This window comes from Ktedonobacteraceae bacterium, from assembly GCA_035653615.1.
Lineage (GTDB): Bacteria > Chloroflexota > Ktedonobacteria > Ktedonobacterales > Ktedonobacteraceae > DASRBN01.
Map to the genome: position 1 here is coordinate 71,896 of DASRBN010000003.1, position 16,170 is coordinate 88,065.

Below are 16,170 nucleotides of genomic sequence, written 5' to 3' on the forward strand. Positions count from 1 at the left end.
CGGAGCAGTGTTAGAGCCTGAGCGCGATCACAAGGGTACGCCCTTTTTCTATAGTAGATTTCTAGCAATCTTCATCACTAATGGGCGATACACGTACTCATAATTGCCGGGGAAACGCACAACTCTACCGCCCCAGCCGCTTTTGAAGCGATAGACCCCCGCCATCGCCTCGTTTGCGTCGTCGGTTTCGGGAATGCCCCAGAAGTCATAGCAGGTCGCGCCCTGGCTCCTGGCCCAGCGAATGGCCTCCCATTGCAGCAGGTAGTTGGGCATGAGATTGCGGTGTTCGTTGCTCGACGCGCCATACAGGTAGATAGCCTGCCTGCCCATCAATCCAACGAAAATACCCGCCAGCAGTTGTCCATCATACTCGGCCAGTAGCAAACACCCCTGGTTGCGGGGGGCGAAGATGCGCCAGGCAGCAAGGTAATAGTCAAAGGTGTGAATGCCGAAATCGTCGCGCACGCCCGTCGTTTGCAGCAGCCTGTACCAGTTGCGTACATCCTCGACCGTCTGTGCAACCCTTATCTGTACTCCCTTGCGCTGTGCCAGGCGGAGGTTGTAGCGCCACTTCTCTTTCATATGCGCGAGCAGGCTCTCCTCGTCCGGTGTTATATCCAGCAAAATAGTGCGGGCAGGCTGTATCGCCGGCACTTTACGGAAACCCCTATCCTGCTGAATTTTGCCAACCGCATGGGGGAATCTCGGTATGCTCTGTAGGGACAGTGGCTTGTCGCTGTCCTGAGACCCCGGAGGAGGACAGGGACGAGTCGCTGTCCCTACAGGGGAATCCTGATCGATCTCAAATGGCAGTTCCATTTGCAGTGCGATTGCCCCCTGTCTCTTCAGGTACCTGTGCAGTTCGGAGAGCAGGATTTGATAGCTGGGAGATGACCGGTCGCAGATGGGGCCCCTGGGAATGTAAGCGAGGTGACCGGCCCGTAAGGGAAGTCCAGGCGCTGTACGCCGCAGAACCAGTGCCGCCGCTGTTATAGTTTGCTGTTCGCTATCAAAAAGTGCCAGGCGCAGGGGATACCAGCCAAATCTTGCCTTCAGTTCTCCCCAGCCCCAGCTTTGCAGCAGGTTGCCCACAGGTTGTCCGGCGACAAAGTTATCCCATTGCTCCTGCCGGTCGCCTGAGATAGCGGATAATGTGTAACGATGCAATAACTTACGAACTCCCGGTTTCTTTATCTTTTCGTTATACATTATCGCACGCTCCGCCAATCATGTATGCTTTGTCGTAGGAGGATAGCTTCCACTAATTTTAATCGGAATCCCCTTGTCCCTCATCGGCGTTCAATTGTCGCATATATTTCCTCGAAGAGTTTTCGATTTCATACTATACATCGTATAAAGAGCGAAAACGTGGTGGTGTATCTCATAACTCTACATTCTCTATTGGCGTATATGATACAATACCACTGGACATAACAAACAGGTTGATCGTAGCAGCCTGGTACACCGTAGAGTAGAGTGCGGATTTATCTAGCATGTACTTGATTCATCGCATTCGTCACGCGGTGGCCTACACTGTAAGCTGCTCGCTCTCAACCAGATGGAGGCAACCCGTGAAAATTGTGATATTGGGATGTGGACGTGTGGGCGCGGCCCTCGCGACGATGATGGATAGGGCCGGTCATAACGTATCGGTGATCGATTATAGTAGCGATTCCTTTCAACGCTTAAGTCCCGATTTCTCCGGTGAGACATTTGTGGGCAATGGCGTGGATGAGGAGGTGCTGATCAGGGCAGGTATTAAAGAGGCCGATGCTTTTGCCGCCGTCACCAATGGCGATAATCGTAACATTATGGCCAGCCAGATTGCCAAAGAGATCTTCAAAGTCAAGAAGGTCGTCTGCCGTATCTACGATCCGCTGCGTGAGGAAATCTATCAAGAACTTGGCCTGGAGACGATCTGCCCCACGAAGGTGGGAGCGCGGCTCATTTTTGAGGCCATTGAAAGAAAATAACCATGCCCCACGGCTCTTGCCGGGGGCTCTCATTATTTCAATCCCCGCCGGGAAAAGGTCCAGTTTCTGCCGCTTCTCCCTGGGGAGAGTATAATGGCCAATCCGAATATGTCAAGTGTGTATGCATTAGGCCGCGATCAGATAAAAATAGAGGGAAGCGATGTACATTATTATCGGAGGCGGTGGCGATGTTGGCTACTACCTCACTAAAGGTTTGCTCAACCACGGACATGAAGTGCTGCTGCTCGAGAAAAATGCCGCCCGTTTTACGGCTCTGAACGAAGAGTTGGGCCAGGCGGTGGTACGAGGCGATGCCTGCGAAGCCAGAACAATGGAGGAAGTTGGGGCCAGCCGTGCGGATGTGGTTATTGCTGTGACAGGTGAAGACGAAGACAACCTGGTGATCTGCCAGGTTGCCAAAAAGCGCTTCAAAGTTGGACGTACAATTGCGCGTGTAAATAACCCGAAGCATGCTGAGATCTTCCAGAAGCTGGGTATCGATATAACAGTCAGTCCGACCAGATCGATCCTCTCGCTCATCGAAGCCGAACTGCCCACGTTCCGCTTTATCCAGTTGATGACGCTTAAAAATGCGGGCCTTGAGATCGTTGAACTGCGTGTTCCCGCGGAATCGCCCGTAGCGGGAAAGGCATTGCGCGAAATTCATTTACCTCGCAGCGGCAACCTCGTGCTGATCATTCGTAATAAGCAAAATATTACGCCCTCAGCGGATACACAAATTTTGCCTAATGACGATGTCTTCGCGCTCGTCAACCGCGAGGGCGAGGAAGAACTCCGCAGGGCGTTCGGTACGATAGAGTAAGCATACAAGCGGTTTCAGGCGCCCTCGCGAGGGCGCCTGATTTCAGGAGCCCTGATATCCGGCTCTTACTCTATCGAATCTTCTTGTTCAGAAGCTGGCTGCTCCTGCGTATGGACGTGGCGCAGCAGGTCCAGATGTTCTATTTTACCGGGCGTGGCGAGGCCCTTTATCTGCAGCGGCACCTCTTGTATATGTTCTGCCATGCTATTATTTCCAGGAATACTATTCAGATGTCCCCTGCCTGTATTTGTTCTGGTGTGAATATCGTGAGGGCGGCGCCTGATCCAGGAGGAACGCCGGCGCGCCAGCATAACATCCGCCGGTTCGCCGCGTATCGAGCGATACAGGCTCACGATCACCACCCAGAAGGCCGCGACAATGGGAGTCGCAAGCAAGGCTCCGAAGGCGCCGAATAATTGGGCGCCGACTATCAGGGCAAGTATGGAGGCTATCGGGTGCAGGCCAACCGCGTGCCCGACAATACGCGGACCCAGGATGTTGCTTTCGAAGATCTGAACGATCACGAAGTAGATCAGGATCTCGTAGCTACGAGGAAATGGCTCCGGCAGGAGCAGCGAGATCAAAATGGCGGGAATAGAGGCAAGCGCAGGCCCTACCATTGGAATTGTCTCAAATAAGAATGCCAGCACGCCGATGATGAGCGCGAAGTTTTTCAACCCCAGCATGTAACAGCCTGCTCCCGCCAGGATACCGATGATAGCGGCCAGGGTAAGTTGACCTCGTATATAATTCCCCACGACCCGGTTGAGCGCATCCTCGAAGAGGAGAACGTGTTTCGTCGAAGGTTTGGGCACAATGCCGATGATACTGGTGCGTATGCGCTTGCCATCGAGGACCAGGTAGAAACTTACTACAACAACCACCAGGACATTGATGATAGCATCGGTGACGACGAAAATGATAGAAACGAGATTATTCGCGAGCGATGCCGCGAACGCATTTGCCTGCTGGTTAATCGAGTTGATCGTCGCATCAATGGTCTGCTGGGGAATTCCCTGCTGGATCAGCCATTTTTGGGTGTTGGCATAGGTAGTTGGCAGATCCTGCACATAGCCAGGCAGATTCTGCGAGAAGTAATTCACCTGCTGGATGAGTGAGAAGACCAGGGCATAACAGAGACCACCCAGTATAGCTAGAACGAGCGCGTAGACGAGCAGCGCGGCAAGTATTCGTGGTAGATAACGATTGAGGAGGTCTACTAACGGCGTCACCAGAAAAGCGACCGCCATAGCGAGTAAGAGCAACACAATGGCATGCACAAACAGGCCGAGCAACGACCATGTGGCCCATAGCATTACACCAACACAGAGAATACTGATCAGTACATCACGCACGCGTTCCCAGTTGACACGTTCCATATGGTTCTGCCTCGTATTTAGCAATGTTTGACCTCTCTCGTTATTGTCTCAGGTTTCATCCAAAAGTACAAGGTTTTGTTTGCGATTCCGATGAATCGGCCCCGTGTCAATTACCAGAATAGTTCATCAAAGTGCATCATCGGCCATCTTCCATCAGTAAAAGAGAACGTGTCGCGAGCAACTTTTCAAAGCGCAGGCATGAAACTTTTTTCCCCGCTACTGCGTCATTTGGATAGAGGGAGTTGCCTGACAATTCTGGATATCCGGCAGGGGTTACCGGATGATCAGGAGGTATTGGCAGGCATGCAGGCTATACGTTAATTTCCTCTCTTCTCTTCGTCTTGTTATAAAGATGATAAATTTTAAATATTGAGATGGATGCATATGGCTCTGGTGGACAACCAGAGTATTATGCCTGTGACGCATTTGAATAACTTCTATCATCTTACGTGGTACTAAGTGGTGCGACCTGTCCGGTAAACCATAGTGTTATTGATTGTAAGATTGATGAGAAGAATTTCTTATAAAATGAGGATGTGCCCATGAATGGAACGCCTATATTGACACAAACACAACTACTTCTGGTCTGGACACTCCTTGGGTTGCTTTTAACCTGGTTGATCGTCTTTACAGTCCTGGCCCTTCGATCATCGTCGAAAGAAAAAACTGAACCAGATGCTATGCCCACTCCATCCAGGTCGTTTCCGGCGCTCTCCGCGCCCGCAACGCTTAAGATAATGAAAACATCACCAAAACCGGTGCGGGCGACGCTTGCTCCGCCCGTAATGGCTGGGGTCGAAGCCTCTCATGAGGGCGGATACTTGCAGGGAGAGGCATAACCTCTCATGGGTGAGTATTCCCGCCAGCAGGCGCGGGACGGAAGGTACCGTTTGTATTGATAAAGACAATATGGGTATCCTGGATGTTGACGATCATATCCGGCTTCCCGTCGCCATTGACATCCTTAAAAGTAAGTGTGACGGGCGTTAAGTCCTGTCCATTCCCCATCAGCGTCGGACCGTAAAACATCCTGGTTTTCGATGCGTCTCCACCGGGTATCTCGATAATCATGATCTGCCGGTTCAGGTTGATGGCGATAAAATGACTGGGATTCTGCGGCGAGTCGTTATGGCCCACCACAGCGTCGGTCTGGAAGGTACGCGGTCGGCCATAGTGCCAATCATCCTGGGTCACCTGCCACCAGTTTGCCAGCGCGTTGAATGCAACCCATCCAAGCACCATGATGAGCATTGCCAGGCCCACAAATAGTATCCAGTGGACACGACGCCCGCGTTCGAAGCGGTCATCGTAGCTCTCGCGACGCGTGGGCATATCAGCCGTACGCGTCGCGCGCGGCCTGGTAGCCTGAATCGCGGGTATATTTGTTTGTGTCGCGCTGCGACGGGGCGGAACGTCCGTATAACGTTCTGGCCTGCTATTGCCCGAGCCTCTTTGCGGTGGAAAAGGCCGCACGTCGGCAAGCCTGTTCTCCACCTCGTTACGGACATCTGGCCTGGACAGGTAGCGGCGCGCACTACTAGGCGAACGCGTCGGCCAGATATCATCAAGCTCATCTTCAAATTCCATAGCATCGTCGGTTACCGGTTCCTGCCGCGCGGACATCCACCTGTTGCGCTGTTGCATTCGCATCTGGTCCATAGTGTCACCAACTTCCTGTTTTTTTCTGCTAGCCCGGGCTCCAAAGCTAAAGGTCATTCAAACAAAAATAGCTTTACATCCAAACATGTAACAGATCACGCGTAGATAGGCGAACGTGCGTTCTACTATGATCAGTATACACGCTTCTAGAACAAATTATCAAGAGCTTTTCGTAGCAAAATAGTACTTTTGTTCAAAGCAAAAGAGCGGCATGTCATAGGCTATAATGAGGGTGGAGATATTACAGCCATCCATTTTGATAGGAGTATGTAGACAATGGTAATTGCGATTACAAACGGCACGCTTATCGATGGGCGCGGTGGTGATCCCCAAACCGGGATGACGATAGTGATTGATGGAGAGCATATTTCCGCGCTCGGTCGCCAGGGACAGGTGCATATCCCACGCGAAGCGACGGTGATTGATGCCAATGGAGGAAGCATCTTGCCTGCTCTCATCGATACCCATGTTCACTTTACTATGGAGTATCCTGATGTGTTGCGTGGGCTTCTGACGCCCCCTTCGCTGCGCCTGCTCCAGACGATCCCACGCATGCGCGCTACATTGGAGGCAGGCGTCACCACTGTAAGGGATGCGGCAGGCTCGCCCGCGGGCCTGAAGATGGCCGTCGAGCGAGGCATCGTCGCGGGGCCACGCATGCAGGTTGCAATCACCTTGATCTCGCAGACAGGAGGGCATGGAGATGGCTTCTATCCCTGCTGCGTGGATATCGGTTTCTTCGGTGGCAGCTTCACCGATATCCCCAGAGGTGTAGCCGATGGCATCGAGGAAATACGCAAAACGGTGCGCGAGGTGCTGCGAGCAGGGGCAGACTGGATTAAACTGGCAACCACAGGCGGCGTACTTTCCACCGCGGATGCTCCTACATCCTCGCAACTGACGGTCGAGGAAATCGCGACGGCAGTTTATGAGGCAGCTGCGCAGGAGAAACGTTGTATGGCTCACGCGCAGGGAACCCAGGGCATCAAAAACGCCTTGCTGGGCGGGGTTGTCTCTATCGAACACGGCGTCTACCTGGACGATGAATTGATCGATCTGATGCTGGAGAAAGATGCTTACCTGGTACCGACGCTCGTAGCTCCTCTCGCCGTTGTAGAGTACGCGCGCGAGCATCCTGACCTGCTCCCACCAATGATGGCAGCCAAGGCTGTATCTGTAGTGGAGGCGCACCAGCGAAGTTTCCGCCGCGCGGTCGAGGCAGGGGTAAAAATAGCGATGGGAACCGATTCCGGTGTAGGGCGGCATGGCGAAAATGGCCGCGAGCTGCAGCTGATGGTTGAAAACGGCATGACTCCTATGCAGGCAATCCAGGCCAGCACGTCAAGCGCGGCCCGCCTGTTACGCTTAGACGAACATCTGGGCACGCTTGAAGTAGGAAAGCTCGCCGATGTAATCATCGTGGACGGAAACGTGCTGGACGATATCAGCAGGATAGCCGACCCTGCCAATGTAAAACTGGTACTCAAAGCAGGACGAGCAGCAAAAAATCTGCTCGATGCGAATGTGCCCGCGCTGGCCGGAACCTGGTGAATTTTTCCAATCGAATAGATAACCCTGGTGAATTTTTCCGGTCAAAATCGGCAATCTGAGCGGTCCATGCCATGTCATTCTGAGCGAAGCGAAGAATCTCAGCGCGACGAGGCACAGATTCTTCCCCGTTCGCTCCGCTCAGGGCTTCGGCTCCTGCGCTCAGAATGACATGGCCAGAGGGTCCTTCTCGATTTTGAAAGGTAAAATTCATCAGGGACAGTGGCTCGTCCCTGTCCCGGTCGGGTTTTGCCATGGTTTTTCTTTCTCTACGCAACACAATATATTCCCGGCACGTATATTTCATGGAGAGCAAAAGAGCAATCTGTTGGTCTATATTGAAATAGAAGGAGAAACCTGTACAATGTCGGGAAATCGCGGTTGCTTATTCAATTCAATACTGTTTTTGATCATCGTCTTTGTGCCGTTGCTTGGTCATATCATTGCCACCATTATGGTGCTTGAAGATGGTCATTCACCTTCCGCTACTATTCTCTGGCTGGCCGTCATCTGGCTGATCCCATTCTTAGGCGCCTTCCTGTACCTGCTTTTTGGCCAGCGACGATCACATGTCATGTTCGGCCAACCCAGCTACAGCTATAGCCAGCCGCCGTACCAGCAACAACAGTGGCCTTAAAGATATAAACATTCAGGGAGAGCAGGATGGCATGGACAAATATGTGTATCCTGCTCTCCCTTTCGTTTGTACGTGCTCCACGTGCCATTATAATAGCGGTGATCGCTACTGCACCGGCCAGAAATAAGGCAAATCATCAGGCACATCCCAACCAAACTGGCGGTAGTACGCGAAGTCTTTTCGCAAAAGGTTCGATTTGTGCGAATCGTGCAGGCGGGGATCCCCCAGCCACCATGGATACACGATCTCATGTGAGGACACTTCATAATAGGGCAAAGTATTGCGGAACCCGCGTTCCTTCCACGCGCGAATCATGACATTTACATACTGTTTCAGGGCATTTTCATAGCCGCGCCACATCTTCACGGCGGGATGATGCGCCCAGGCTCCCACGTAGTCTGGTGTAGACAGGATATTGATGATCTGAACCCCCTCGACTCGCTGCTTGCCCAGCCGGCGATAGTCGAGCACCTGCGCCACATCCTCGAACTCAGGATAGGGAAGAAATGTCTGCATCTACTCCTCCTCTAGAGATTACACGCAGGCATGGGATGTCAAGGTGCAACAGATAACCTGAAAACTTATAGCATGACGCGGTTCATAGCGCGGCTCTTAGCGCTTTCATCACGCTTTCTCCTTAAAATAGTACGAGAGAAAGGTACTTCGGATGCTTTTTCCGAGGTACGAAAACGCGCGAACAGATGAGTGCATAGAAAGGGGAAAGAGAGCCATGAGTAGTTTCGCTCCAGTCCGTCGTATCGTGGGTGTCATTTGCCTGATTATCATCGGAGTCATCCACTTGATGCTCATTCAGTCAGGACTCTATATACAATTGTACCTCGGCATTTTGTTTATCATTGATGTTGTAGCTGCGTTTGCCAGTGCCTTGTGGTTGGCCTTACAGGATGCACGCCTGGCCTGGATATCTGGCGGGTTAGCCGCATTAGGACCGTTTGTAGGGTATATCCTGACGCGAACCGTTGGCTTACCAGGGATTCCCAGGCTACCCTGGCAAGCACCTATGGGTTTTCTCTCACTTGTGATTGAAGCAATTGTCGTAGTGCTGGCCATCTCCGCCCTTGCACGGCCAGTGCGTATACAGACACCAATGCGTGCGTAAGCGATCACGGCTACAGCAAAGAAGGAGCATTGCAGAGAGTGAGTATCCACCTGACCTGTTCTACTGTATCGTAAAATCGGTATTCACCTGCACATTCGAATAGCCCTGGGTTGCAAGAAAGATCAATGTATACGCGCTGTTGTTCGCCGGCATCAGGAAGGTGACAGTTCCGGTTGTGCCGGTCGTATTTGCGTTTACAAAGACTGGCAGGGTAGTACTCATCGGCGAATTCGTGATCCCGCCGACCATCAGGCGCATATAGTCACTCACCGAACCAGCGTCCAGATTGTTGGAACTGGGGTTGTCCACTTTGAACGCGAGAATAATGTAGCGCATGCCCGTAGTGGCCTGCTTGCCGGCGATACTCAACGTCTCGGTCGCGGACTGCAATGTATAGTTCAGATGATTGTAGCTGATGGGTTTATTGAGATTGACCGTTTTGGTCTGGAATGCGCTCAGATTGGCGTGGCCCGTTAATGGAATGACGATCTGGGCTTCTTGATTGGTTCCTAAGATCAGCGTCAGCTGGTCGATTTTGTCGTTGGTCGGCACGGCAAAATCTATCCAGTTTTCGCGCGTGATCCCGTTTTGAATTCCACCTCCCTGTAACGCGTTGACCGGCGCGACGCTGCTCTTATCCGGCAAAATTAGTTGAGCAAAGTCGTGGAAGAAGTAGACAACATCCTGCCCGCTGTTGTTCACCTCTCTGACTTTGACACGAATTACCCCACTCGTCGCGCTGTTATCATCAGCAAAGGCGGTTGATTGTTGCACCGATTCGATGGTGATATTGACGCCCGCATAGGTTACCTGCTGATTGATGTTGGCGGTTATAATACGCGGTGAGGTCGTTGGCGTCTTGCTCGCGCTACCATTACTAACGCTGTTGTTTGAACTCTGAGTCTGGTTCTGAATCTGGTTGATGACGTTAGGATGGCCTTTATAGTAGAAGTATCCAGGAATACCTACCACGACCAGCAGGATGACCAGCAGGACAAGGCAGCCGCAGCAGCCGTTGCTTTGCCGCCGTGGCCGGTAACCTGGTCGGAAACGCCGCAGGAAGAATAAGAGACCTAATGCGCCAAGGGCCTCTGCGATAGGACTGGACTTTTGCGGCTGCTGGTATTGTTGATATTGCTGGTACTGCTGTTGTTGACCGGCGGGTGCTTGCGCGTAGGGTGGAACGGGTGAGGCCGGGGGAAAATTCTGTGGCGGCGGCCCACCGTGCTGACTGCCTGGTTGTTGAACCTCCATCGCGGTTCCACAGTTGCTACAAAAACGCTGTCCGGCAGGAACATGCGTGCCGCATGTTGGACAAGGACGCCCCGGAAGCTGTGACATGGCTTAACTCCTTACCAGGTGACCTGTTGAAGGTAAATAAATCAACCACAATTGGTTGAACTTCGTTTACCTGAGCCTATTGTATACCTGAGTCCATAGTATGTCTATTAGTCTGCTCACCTATTTCTCATGATACATTTCACTGTTTACTTAGATAACGCCAGCCTTCTCTTTTTTACGAGATGAATTCGAGGGTTGCTGAGAGCAGGAATCAGAGGATGGCAAGAGAACGCTCTATTTGCTTCATCGGGCCGTATAGAGCGGCAACCTCATAGAGGTGATAGAATAATATTCACAATGAGTATCAATAGATCACCGCAACTTATCTGTAAAGGATGTGGGCGGCCTGTTTATGGAGGCTATCTCAATGCTCTTGGAGCGGTCTGGCATCCAGAGCATTTTGTCTGTGCCGGCTGTGGCAGGCCGATCACCGGCGCGAGTTTCCAGGAACACGAGGGCGCGCCCTATCATAATGCCTGTTATCTCAATCTGATAGCGCCTCGCTGCGCGTACTGCGGCAAGCCTCTTATGGGGCAATACCTGGTTTCAGACGGCAAGACCTATCACGAGGAATGCTACCGGAATAACGTAGTGCCCCGCTGCGCGTACTGCGGTAAGCCACTGATGGGTGAATACCTGATTGATCACTGGGGTACTAAATATTGTGAAGAGCACCAGCGCCAGTATCCATCCTGCGCTTTCTGCGGCCGATTGGTGCCGCCCCAGCAGCAGAAGCATCTTCCCAGTGGTGGCCAGGAGATACGCTGTCCCATCTGTGATTCCACTGCCATTGATACAATCGAACAGGCCAGGCCTTTTTACCAAAAGGCGAAGCAATGGGTGAGTAGCCAGGGACTCACATACAATAATCTTCCTCTTAGCCTCGAGTTGTGTGATCGTGATAGGCTGTCAGCATTACTACAGAGCCGTGCCGAACCCCATTCCCTGGGGGTCACATTGAGTTCGATCCACACGCAGAATGGGTATGCCTTACAAACCAGGGTCGATGGCATTGCCGTGCTGCGGGGCATGCCATCCACATTGTTCCAGGGGGTTACCATCCATGAACTGGGACATGCCTGGCTTGCTGTTCATAATATCCGGCCCTTGCCGCTATGGGCCGAAGAGGGCTTCTGCGAACTGCTCTCCTATCGCTATTACATGAATCTGGATACGGACGAGAGCCGTTACCACGCGCATAATATCGAACAAAACCCCAGCCCCATCTATGGAGATGGTTTCCGCCGTATCCGCACCCTGGCCGATACCATGGGCTTCCAACGCTTTGTAGAAACCCTGCGCACGACGAAACACCTGCCATCAGCCTGATTGCAACGTTGAGAGCCTCTCAAAAGCCCTGATGGGAAGGAAGTCAGGGTATACAGAACAGAACATTCGTGCTATCCTTCTTGAACGATAGCGTTTTTTGAGTTTTTAAGGAGAGTGGTTATGAGAGAAATTCAGGCGGAACCTTTGTGGAAGAGTGCCCTCTGGCAGCAGTTCGGCGCGGCGATTGACACGCTCGAAAGCGCGGTACTCGCATGTCCCGGCGAGCTTTGGAATGGGCAACTCTGGAGCGACTACTCAGACCACCCTCTGCCGCCCGAATCCGCGGCATTCTGGTACATCGCATATCACACCCTCTTCTGGCTTGACCTATATCTGACCGGCTCGATTGAAGATTTCGCTCCTCCCCGGCCTTTCACGCTGGATGAGCTTGACCCGGCAGGTAAATATCCCGAACGTCCCTATACCAGGGATGAGTTACACGCCTATCTGGTGTATCTACGCAAGAAGTGCCATGCAACGATTGCAGGCCTGTCAGACGAGAAAGCCCGCCAGCAGGTCAATTTTCCCTGGGCGCGCGGAAAACAGGTCAGCTTTTTTGAACTTCTCTTGTACACCATGCGCCACGTGCAGGAACACGCGGCCCAGCTGAATCTGTTTTTGGGACAGCATGCCATTGCCGGAACCACTGATTGGGTCAGCCGTGCCAAAGCTGGTGCGAGCAGTGAGTAGGAGGAAAATAGTAATCTATGTATATCCCCAAAGCCTTCCGCGAGGATGACCTGGAAAAGCTGCATAAGCTCATGCAAGAATACAGCTTTGCTGCCCTCGTGACGCAGCAGGATGGTGTGCCCGTCGCAACCCACCTGCCCTTTCTACTGGATATGGAGCGCGGTCAATATGGAACATTGATGGCCCATATGGCCCGGGCTAACCCTCAATGGCGAACGTTTAACAGTGGGCAGGAGGCATTGGTGATCTTCCAGGGGCCGCATGCCTACATCTCGCCTTCCTGGTATGAGGTCGAACTGAGCGTGCCAACCTGGAACTACGCGGCCGTACATGCCTATGGCGTCCCAAGAATTATTGATGATAAGGCGACATTATATGATCTCTTAAAAGCGCTCATTGAGAGGCACGAGGCTCAGTTTGAGAAGCCGTGGGACTTCCAACTGCCGGAAGATTACCTGCAAAAGATGATGCAGGGAACCGTTGGCTTTGAAATCGAGATCACTCGCCTTGAAGGGAAATTCAAAATGAGCCAGAATCGCTCTGCCAGCGAACAGCAACGGGTGATAGCCGCTTTAAGAGAAAGTCAGGATGTATCCAACGTTCAAGTGGCAGAATTAATGAGCGAAATTTTTGGCTAATCCTACACTCAAATATTGCCCCACGATACGATGCTCTCCGGCGTAATCGCAATCACCGTACTCGTTTCCAGCTTCATTGTTCTGTATTGTGCGTAGCGGTCGCGTAAGAGGCGAATTGCCTCTGTGTGACCCGCATCTTCCGGCGCGATCAACTCCGCGCGTCCATGCACCAGTACGTAGCCCAGCTGCGACCAATCCGCGTCATCGTAGTGATCGATCAGCAGCGAAGCCTCGTGTCGCGCTACGATGTTGCGCACACGACGTAGCTTGCTCTCGTCTACACGCTTGGGTTTCTCATCTAGCGGTGTGTAAAAGCGCCTGCCGTCAAAGGCATAGCAAACGGGTACGAGGTGAGGATGACCGTCGGCATCGGCGGTAGCCAGCCGCGCGACCTTGTGCGCCTGCATGAATGCTATCTCGGCTTCCCTTAGCGTAGTGCGATTGGACATGATGAATAGCTCCTTCGGATGACATTCTTTTGTAACGATGATACACTTCAGTAGGCTCTATTTCGTCAACTGTAAGGCGCCTGGGATTCTGAGCGCAGCGAAGAATCCCACGGCACATCTGTGCAATCAACAGTATGGAAGTATATCTGTTGATACTTCATACGAGAGAAAGGAAATAATAACCGTGTCTCCTGACGCTCAAAGCAACATCAAATTGTACGGCACCAACTGGTGCAGCGATTGCAAGCGCAGCAAAAAATTTCTGGGCGAGCAACGCGTCCACTATGATTTTATCAACATTGAGGAAGATAACGAAGGTCAGGCTTTTGTGCAGCAGGTACAGAACGGTGGCCTGACCATTCCCACCATTGTTTTTGGGGATGGCTCGATCCTCATCGAGCCAACAAATGCCGAACTGGCGACGAAATTGGGGCTCGAAACGCGCGCGAAATGCGAATTCTATGACCTGATTATCGTAGGTGGCGGTCCCACTGCGCTCACCGCCGCTATCTATGGCGCGCGCGATGGCTTCGACGTGCTGGTTATCGAGCGCAGCGGCCTGGGCGGTCAGGCCGGCATCACCGAGCGCCTGGATAATTACCCCGGCTTTCCTGAAGGTGTTACGGGCGCCGAGTTCGCCGAACGCATTATTGAACAGGCCAGGCGCTATGGTGTGGAGTTGCTTTCGGCGCAGAACGTGGTGCAGGTGGGCAACGATCTGGATGCCCATTTTGTTACCACCGAGTCCGGCCATACCTATCGTGCCAACGCCGTCTTACTCGCCACCGGTTCAACCTACAAGCGCCTCGGCGTGCCCGGCGAAGATGATTACATCGGCGCGGGCGTGCATTTCTGTGCGACCTGCGATGGCCCATTTTACAAGGGGCGCGAAGTAGCCGTGATTGGTGGTGGCAATAGCGCCGTCGAGGAAGCCGCATTCCTGACGCGCTTCTGTCCAAAAGTTACCATTCTGGCGCGTGGCTCCCAGCTAAATGCCAACAAAATTGCCGTGGATAAAGCTCTCACTTCGCCCGAAATGGAGGTGCGCTTCAATACTGAGGTGATCGAATTCAAGGGCGAAAATAATCACCTGACAACGGTCGTGACCAAAAATAACCAGACGGGTGAGATACAGGAACTACATGTTCCGGGCGCCTTCGTCTTTATCGGCTTATCACCGAACAGCGAACCATTTCAGGATGTAGCCAGGCTCGATAGCCAGCGTTTCATTCTGACCGGTATCGATTTCCAGACCAGTACGGAGGGCATTTTTGCCGCCGGCGATGTACGTTCAGGCAGCACCAAGCAGCTTGTCAGCGCGGCCGGTGAGGGTGCGGCAGCTGCGCTTGCCATCCGCGAGCATTTAAAAGGGCATGATGCGCGGTCGATGGAGGCGGCGCTGGCAGGAAATATGGCTTCTTCGTAGGACATATGACGCGAGGCTTACGGAGGCGCCCCTTATGGAAACCCGCTCCTCCACATCAACAAGGCCTTCATTGTTGACCTGGAGCGGCGAGTCTCCACAAGAGGTCCCTCTGGTTCATCTACTTCACTGGCCAGTAGGGATAGCGGCTTGTCCCTGTTCCTACTGGAATATGGACAACTACAACAATCCCTTACTTTGCAGGAAAGCCATTGCCACCTGCTTAATAGCCTCGCTCTTGGAAATGCCAGACGCCGTCTTTGAGGCCACCTGCTGCTGCAACATGATGCTCACATCGGTCGTCAAATCGGGGGCCAGAGGATTGAGTGCATTCTTAATGCCAGGGTCGCTTTGCAATACCGAGTCACGCACAATAGGGGCCGGATGGAATTCGGGGAAGCCATGTTTATCATCCTGCAGGAAGATGAAGTTTTGTGACGTGACAGATCCATCGGTCGTATAGCACTCGGTCACATCTGCAGCCCCGCTCTTCACCGCGGCAAAACCAATCGAGTAGTCAACTTTCTTCAGCGCTTTAAAGCTACTTGAACTAAAGCCATAGGTAGCTTTGAGATCGTCAAAGAAAGGTATTCCATCGCTTTGCGTCGCCAGCGTCAACTGTGGTACCTTTGGAGCTAGCTGCGAAAGGGTGGTGACTCCAAGCTGCTGAGATCGGGCCTGTGAAGTACAGAGAGCATACCCATCATTCAATGGCGCGTAATCGAGCCACGTAATGTGATATTGCTGCTCGAAGCCTGCTTTGACCGTCTGGTAATCTTTCATTGGATCGAAAGATGATTGATCGTGCAGGAGATTCAACCCGGTTGCGGTAAATTCGGGGTAGAGATCAATTGCCCCGCTCTGTATGGCGGCAAATACAGTTGGCGTCTGCCCCAATGCTAATTTTGGATTGACAGTATAACCAGCCTTCTGTAGCAGCAAAACGTACATCTCGCCCAACAGCTGGGCTTCTGTATCCAGTTTACTCCCAACCGTTATCGGTACCTTCGCCGGTGTATTGGAGCCTCCTCCAGTATTTGAGGAACCACCACAGGCCGCTAGAGTCAACGAGAGGACAAGGGCGAGCAATATCAAAGACTTTGCTCGCAATGAACGTGTGAAAAAAACCATTTCTTCCTCCTTAAGCGTATTAAACGAATA

Annotated in this window: 17 protein-coding genes; 10 read left to right on the top strand and 7 right to left on the bottom strand. The window is 52.5% G+C overall.

From position 1 onward, the window contains the following. Positions 1–48: 48 nt before the first annotated feature. Positions 49–1,209 (bottom strand): peptidoglycan bridge formation glycyltransferase FemA/FemB family protein, encoded by a 1,161-nt coding sequence (locus VFA09_01820; GenBank protein ID HZU65989.1) that lies wholly within the window; start codon positions 1,207–1,209, stop codon positions 49–51. Positions 1,210–1,571: 362 nt separating this feature from the next. On the opposite strand from VFA09_01820, the gene VFA09_01825 reads away from it, so the two are divergent. Beyond that, positions 1,572–1,973, top strand: coding sequence for a TrkA family potassium uptake protein (locus VFA09_01825; GenBank protein HZU65990.1), 402 nt, complete (start codon positions 1,572–1,574; stop codon positions 1,971–1,973). Between the two features lie 160 nt (positions 1,974–2,133). Next, positions 2,134–2,796: a TrkA family potassium uptake protein gene (locus VFA09_01830; protein ID HZU65991.1), complete on the top strand. Its 663-nt coding sequence runs from the start codon at positions 2,134–2,136 to the stop codon at positions 2,794–2,796. 65 nt (positions 2,797–2,861) lie between these two features. Here the strand turns inward: VFA09_01830 and VFA09_01835 are convergent, their stop codons facing one another. Next, positions 2,862–4,175, bottom strand: a complete 1,314-nt coding sequence (locus VFA09_01835) for an AI-2E family transporter (protein ID HZU65992.1) — start codon at positions 4,173–4,175, stop codon at positions 2,862–2,864. Between the two features lie 542 nt (positions 4,176–4,717). Here VFA09_01835 and VFA09_01840 point away from each other — a divergent pair. Beyond that, on the top strand, positions 4,718–5,014 hold the full coding sequence (locus tag VFA09_01840) for a hypothetical protein (protein ID HZU65993.1): 297 nt from the start codon (positions 4,718–4,720) through the stop codon (positions 5,012–5,014). A gap of 4 nt (positions 5,015–5,018) precedes the next feature. Here the strand turns inward: VFA09_01840 and VFA09_01845 are convergent, their stop codons facing one another. Beyond that, positions 5,019–5,834 carry a hypothetical protein gene (locus VFA09_01845; GenBank protein HZU65994.1) on the bottom strand — a complete coding sequence of 272 codons (816 nt, stop codon included), beginning with the start codon at positions 5,832–5,834 and terminating at the stop codon, positions 5,019–5,021. A gap of 276 nt (positions 5,835–6,110) precedes the next feature. Between VFA09_01845 and VFA09_01850 the strand changes: the two genes are divergently transcribed. Next, positions 6,111–7,385 (top strand): amidohydrolase family protein, encoded by a 1,275-nt coding sequence (locus VFA09_01850; protein ID HZU65995.1) that lies wholly within the window; start codon positions 6,111–6,113, stop codon positions 7,383–7,385. A gap of 361 nt (positions 7,386–7,746) precedes the next feature. Beyond that, positions 7,747–8,019 (top strand): PLDc N-terminal domain-containing protein, encoded by a 273-nt coding sequence (locus tag VFA09_01855; GenBank protein ID HZU65996.1) that lies wholly within the window; start codon positions 7,747–7,749, stop codon positions 8,017–8,019. A gap of 105 nt (positions 8,020–8,124) precedes the next feature. Here the strand turns inward: VFA09_01855 and VFA09_01860 are convergent, their stop codons facing one another. Then, entirely contained in the window at positions 8,125–8,535 is a 411-nt protein-coding gene (locus VFA09_01860) for an MSMEG_6728 family protein (GenBank protein ID HZU65997.1), read from the bottom strand. 214 nt (positions 8,536–8,749) lie between these two features. Between VFA09_01860 and VFA09_01865 the strand changes: the two genes are divergently transcribed. After that, on the top strand, positions 8,750–9,139 hold the full coding sequence (locus VFA09_01865) for a hypothetical protein (protein ID HZU65998.1): 390 nt from the start codon (positions 8,750–8,752) through the stop codon (positions 9,137–9,139). 60 nt (positions 9,140–9,199) lie between these two features. Here the strand turns inward: VFA09_01865 and VFA09_01870 are convergent, their stop codons facing one another. Further along, the gene (locus VFA09_01870; protein ID HZU65999.1) at positions 9,200–10,480 is read right to left on the bottom strand and encodes a zinc ribbon domain-containing protein; all 1,281 of its coding nucleotides are present in this window, start codon (positions 10,478–10,480) and stop codon (positions 9,200–9,202) included. 297 nt (positions 10,481–10,777) lie between these two features. On the opposite strand from VFA09_01870, the gene VFA09_01875 reads away from it, so the two are divergent. The 3 genes from VFA09_01875 to VFA09_01885 all read left to right on the top strand — a co-directional run bounded on the left by VFA09_01875 (position 10,778) and on the right by VFA09_01885 (position 13,137). Then, entirely contained in the window at positions 10,778–11,809 is a 1,032-nt protein-coding gene (locus VFA09_01875) for a protein DA1 (GenBank protein ID HZU66000.1), read from the top strand. A gap of 120 nt (positions 11,810–11,929) precedes the next feature. After that, positions 11,930–12,499 (top strand): DinB family protein, encoded by a 570-nt coding sequence (locus tag VFA09_01880; GenBank protein HZU66001.1) that lies wholly within the window; start codon positions 11,930–11,932, stop codon positions 12,497–12,499. Between the two features lie 17 nt (positions 12,500–12,516). Then, a complete protein-coding gene (locus tag VFA09_01885; protein ID HZU66002.1) occupies positions 12,517–13,137 on the top strand; it encodes an FMN-binding negative transcriptional regulator in 621 nt (206 codons plus the stop codon). 8 nt (positions 13,138–13,145) lie between these two features. On the opposite strand, the gene VFA09_01890 is transcribed toward VFA09_01885, so the two are convergent. Further along, positions 13,146–13,586: a TIGR03668 family PPOX class F420-dependent oxidoreductase gene (locus tag VFA09_01890; GenBank protein HZU66003.1), complete on the bottom strand. Its 441-nt coding sequence runs from the start codon at positions 13,584–13,586 to the stop codon at positions 13,146–13,148. A 184-nt stretch (positions 13,587–13,770) separates the two neighbouring features. On the opposite strand from VFA09_01890, the gene VFA09_01895 reads away from it, so the two are divergent. Continuing rightward, positions 13,771–15,012: an FAD-dependent oxidoreductase gene (locus VFA09_01895; GenBank protein ID HZU66004.1), complete on the top strand. Its 1,242-nt coding sequence runs from the start codon at positions 13,771–13,773 to the stop codon at positions 15,010–15,012. Between the two features lie 177 nt (positions 15,013–15,189). Here VFA09_01895 and VFA09_01900 read toward each other — a convergent pair whose 3' ends face one another. After that, positions 15,190–16,140 carry a glycine betaine ABC transporter substrate-binding protein gene (locus tag VFA09_01900; protein HZU66005.1) on the bottom strand — a complete coding sequence of 317 codons (951 nt, stop codon included), beginning with the start codon at positions 16,138–16,140 and terminating at the stop codon, positions 15,190–15,192. Between the last annotated feature and the right edge of the window lie 30 nt (positions 16,141–16,170).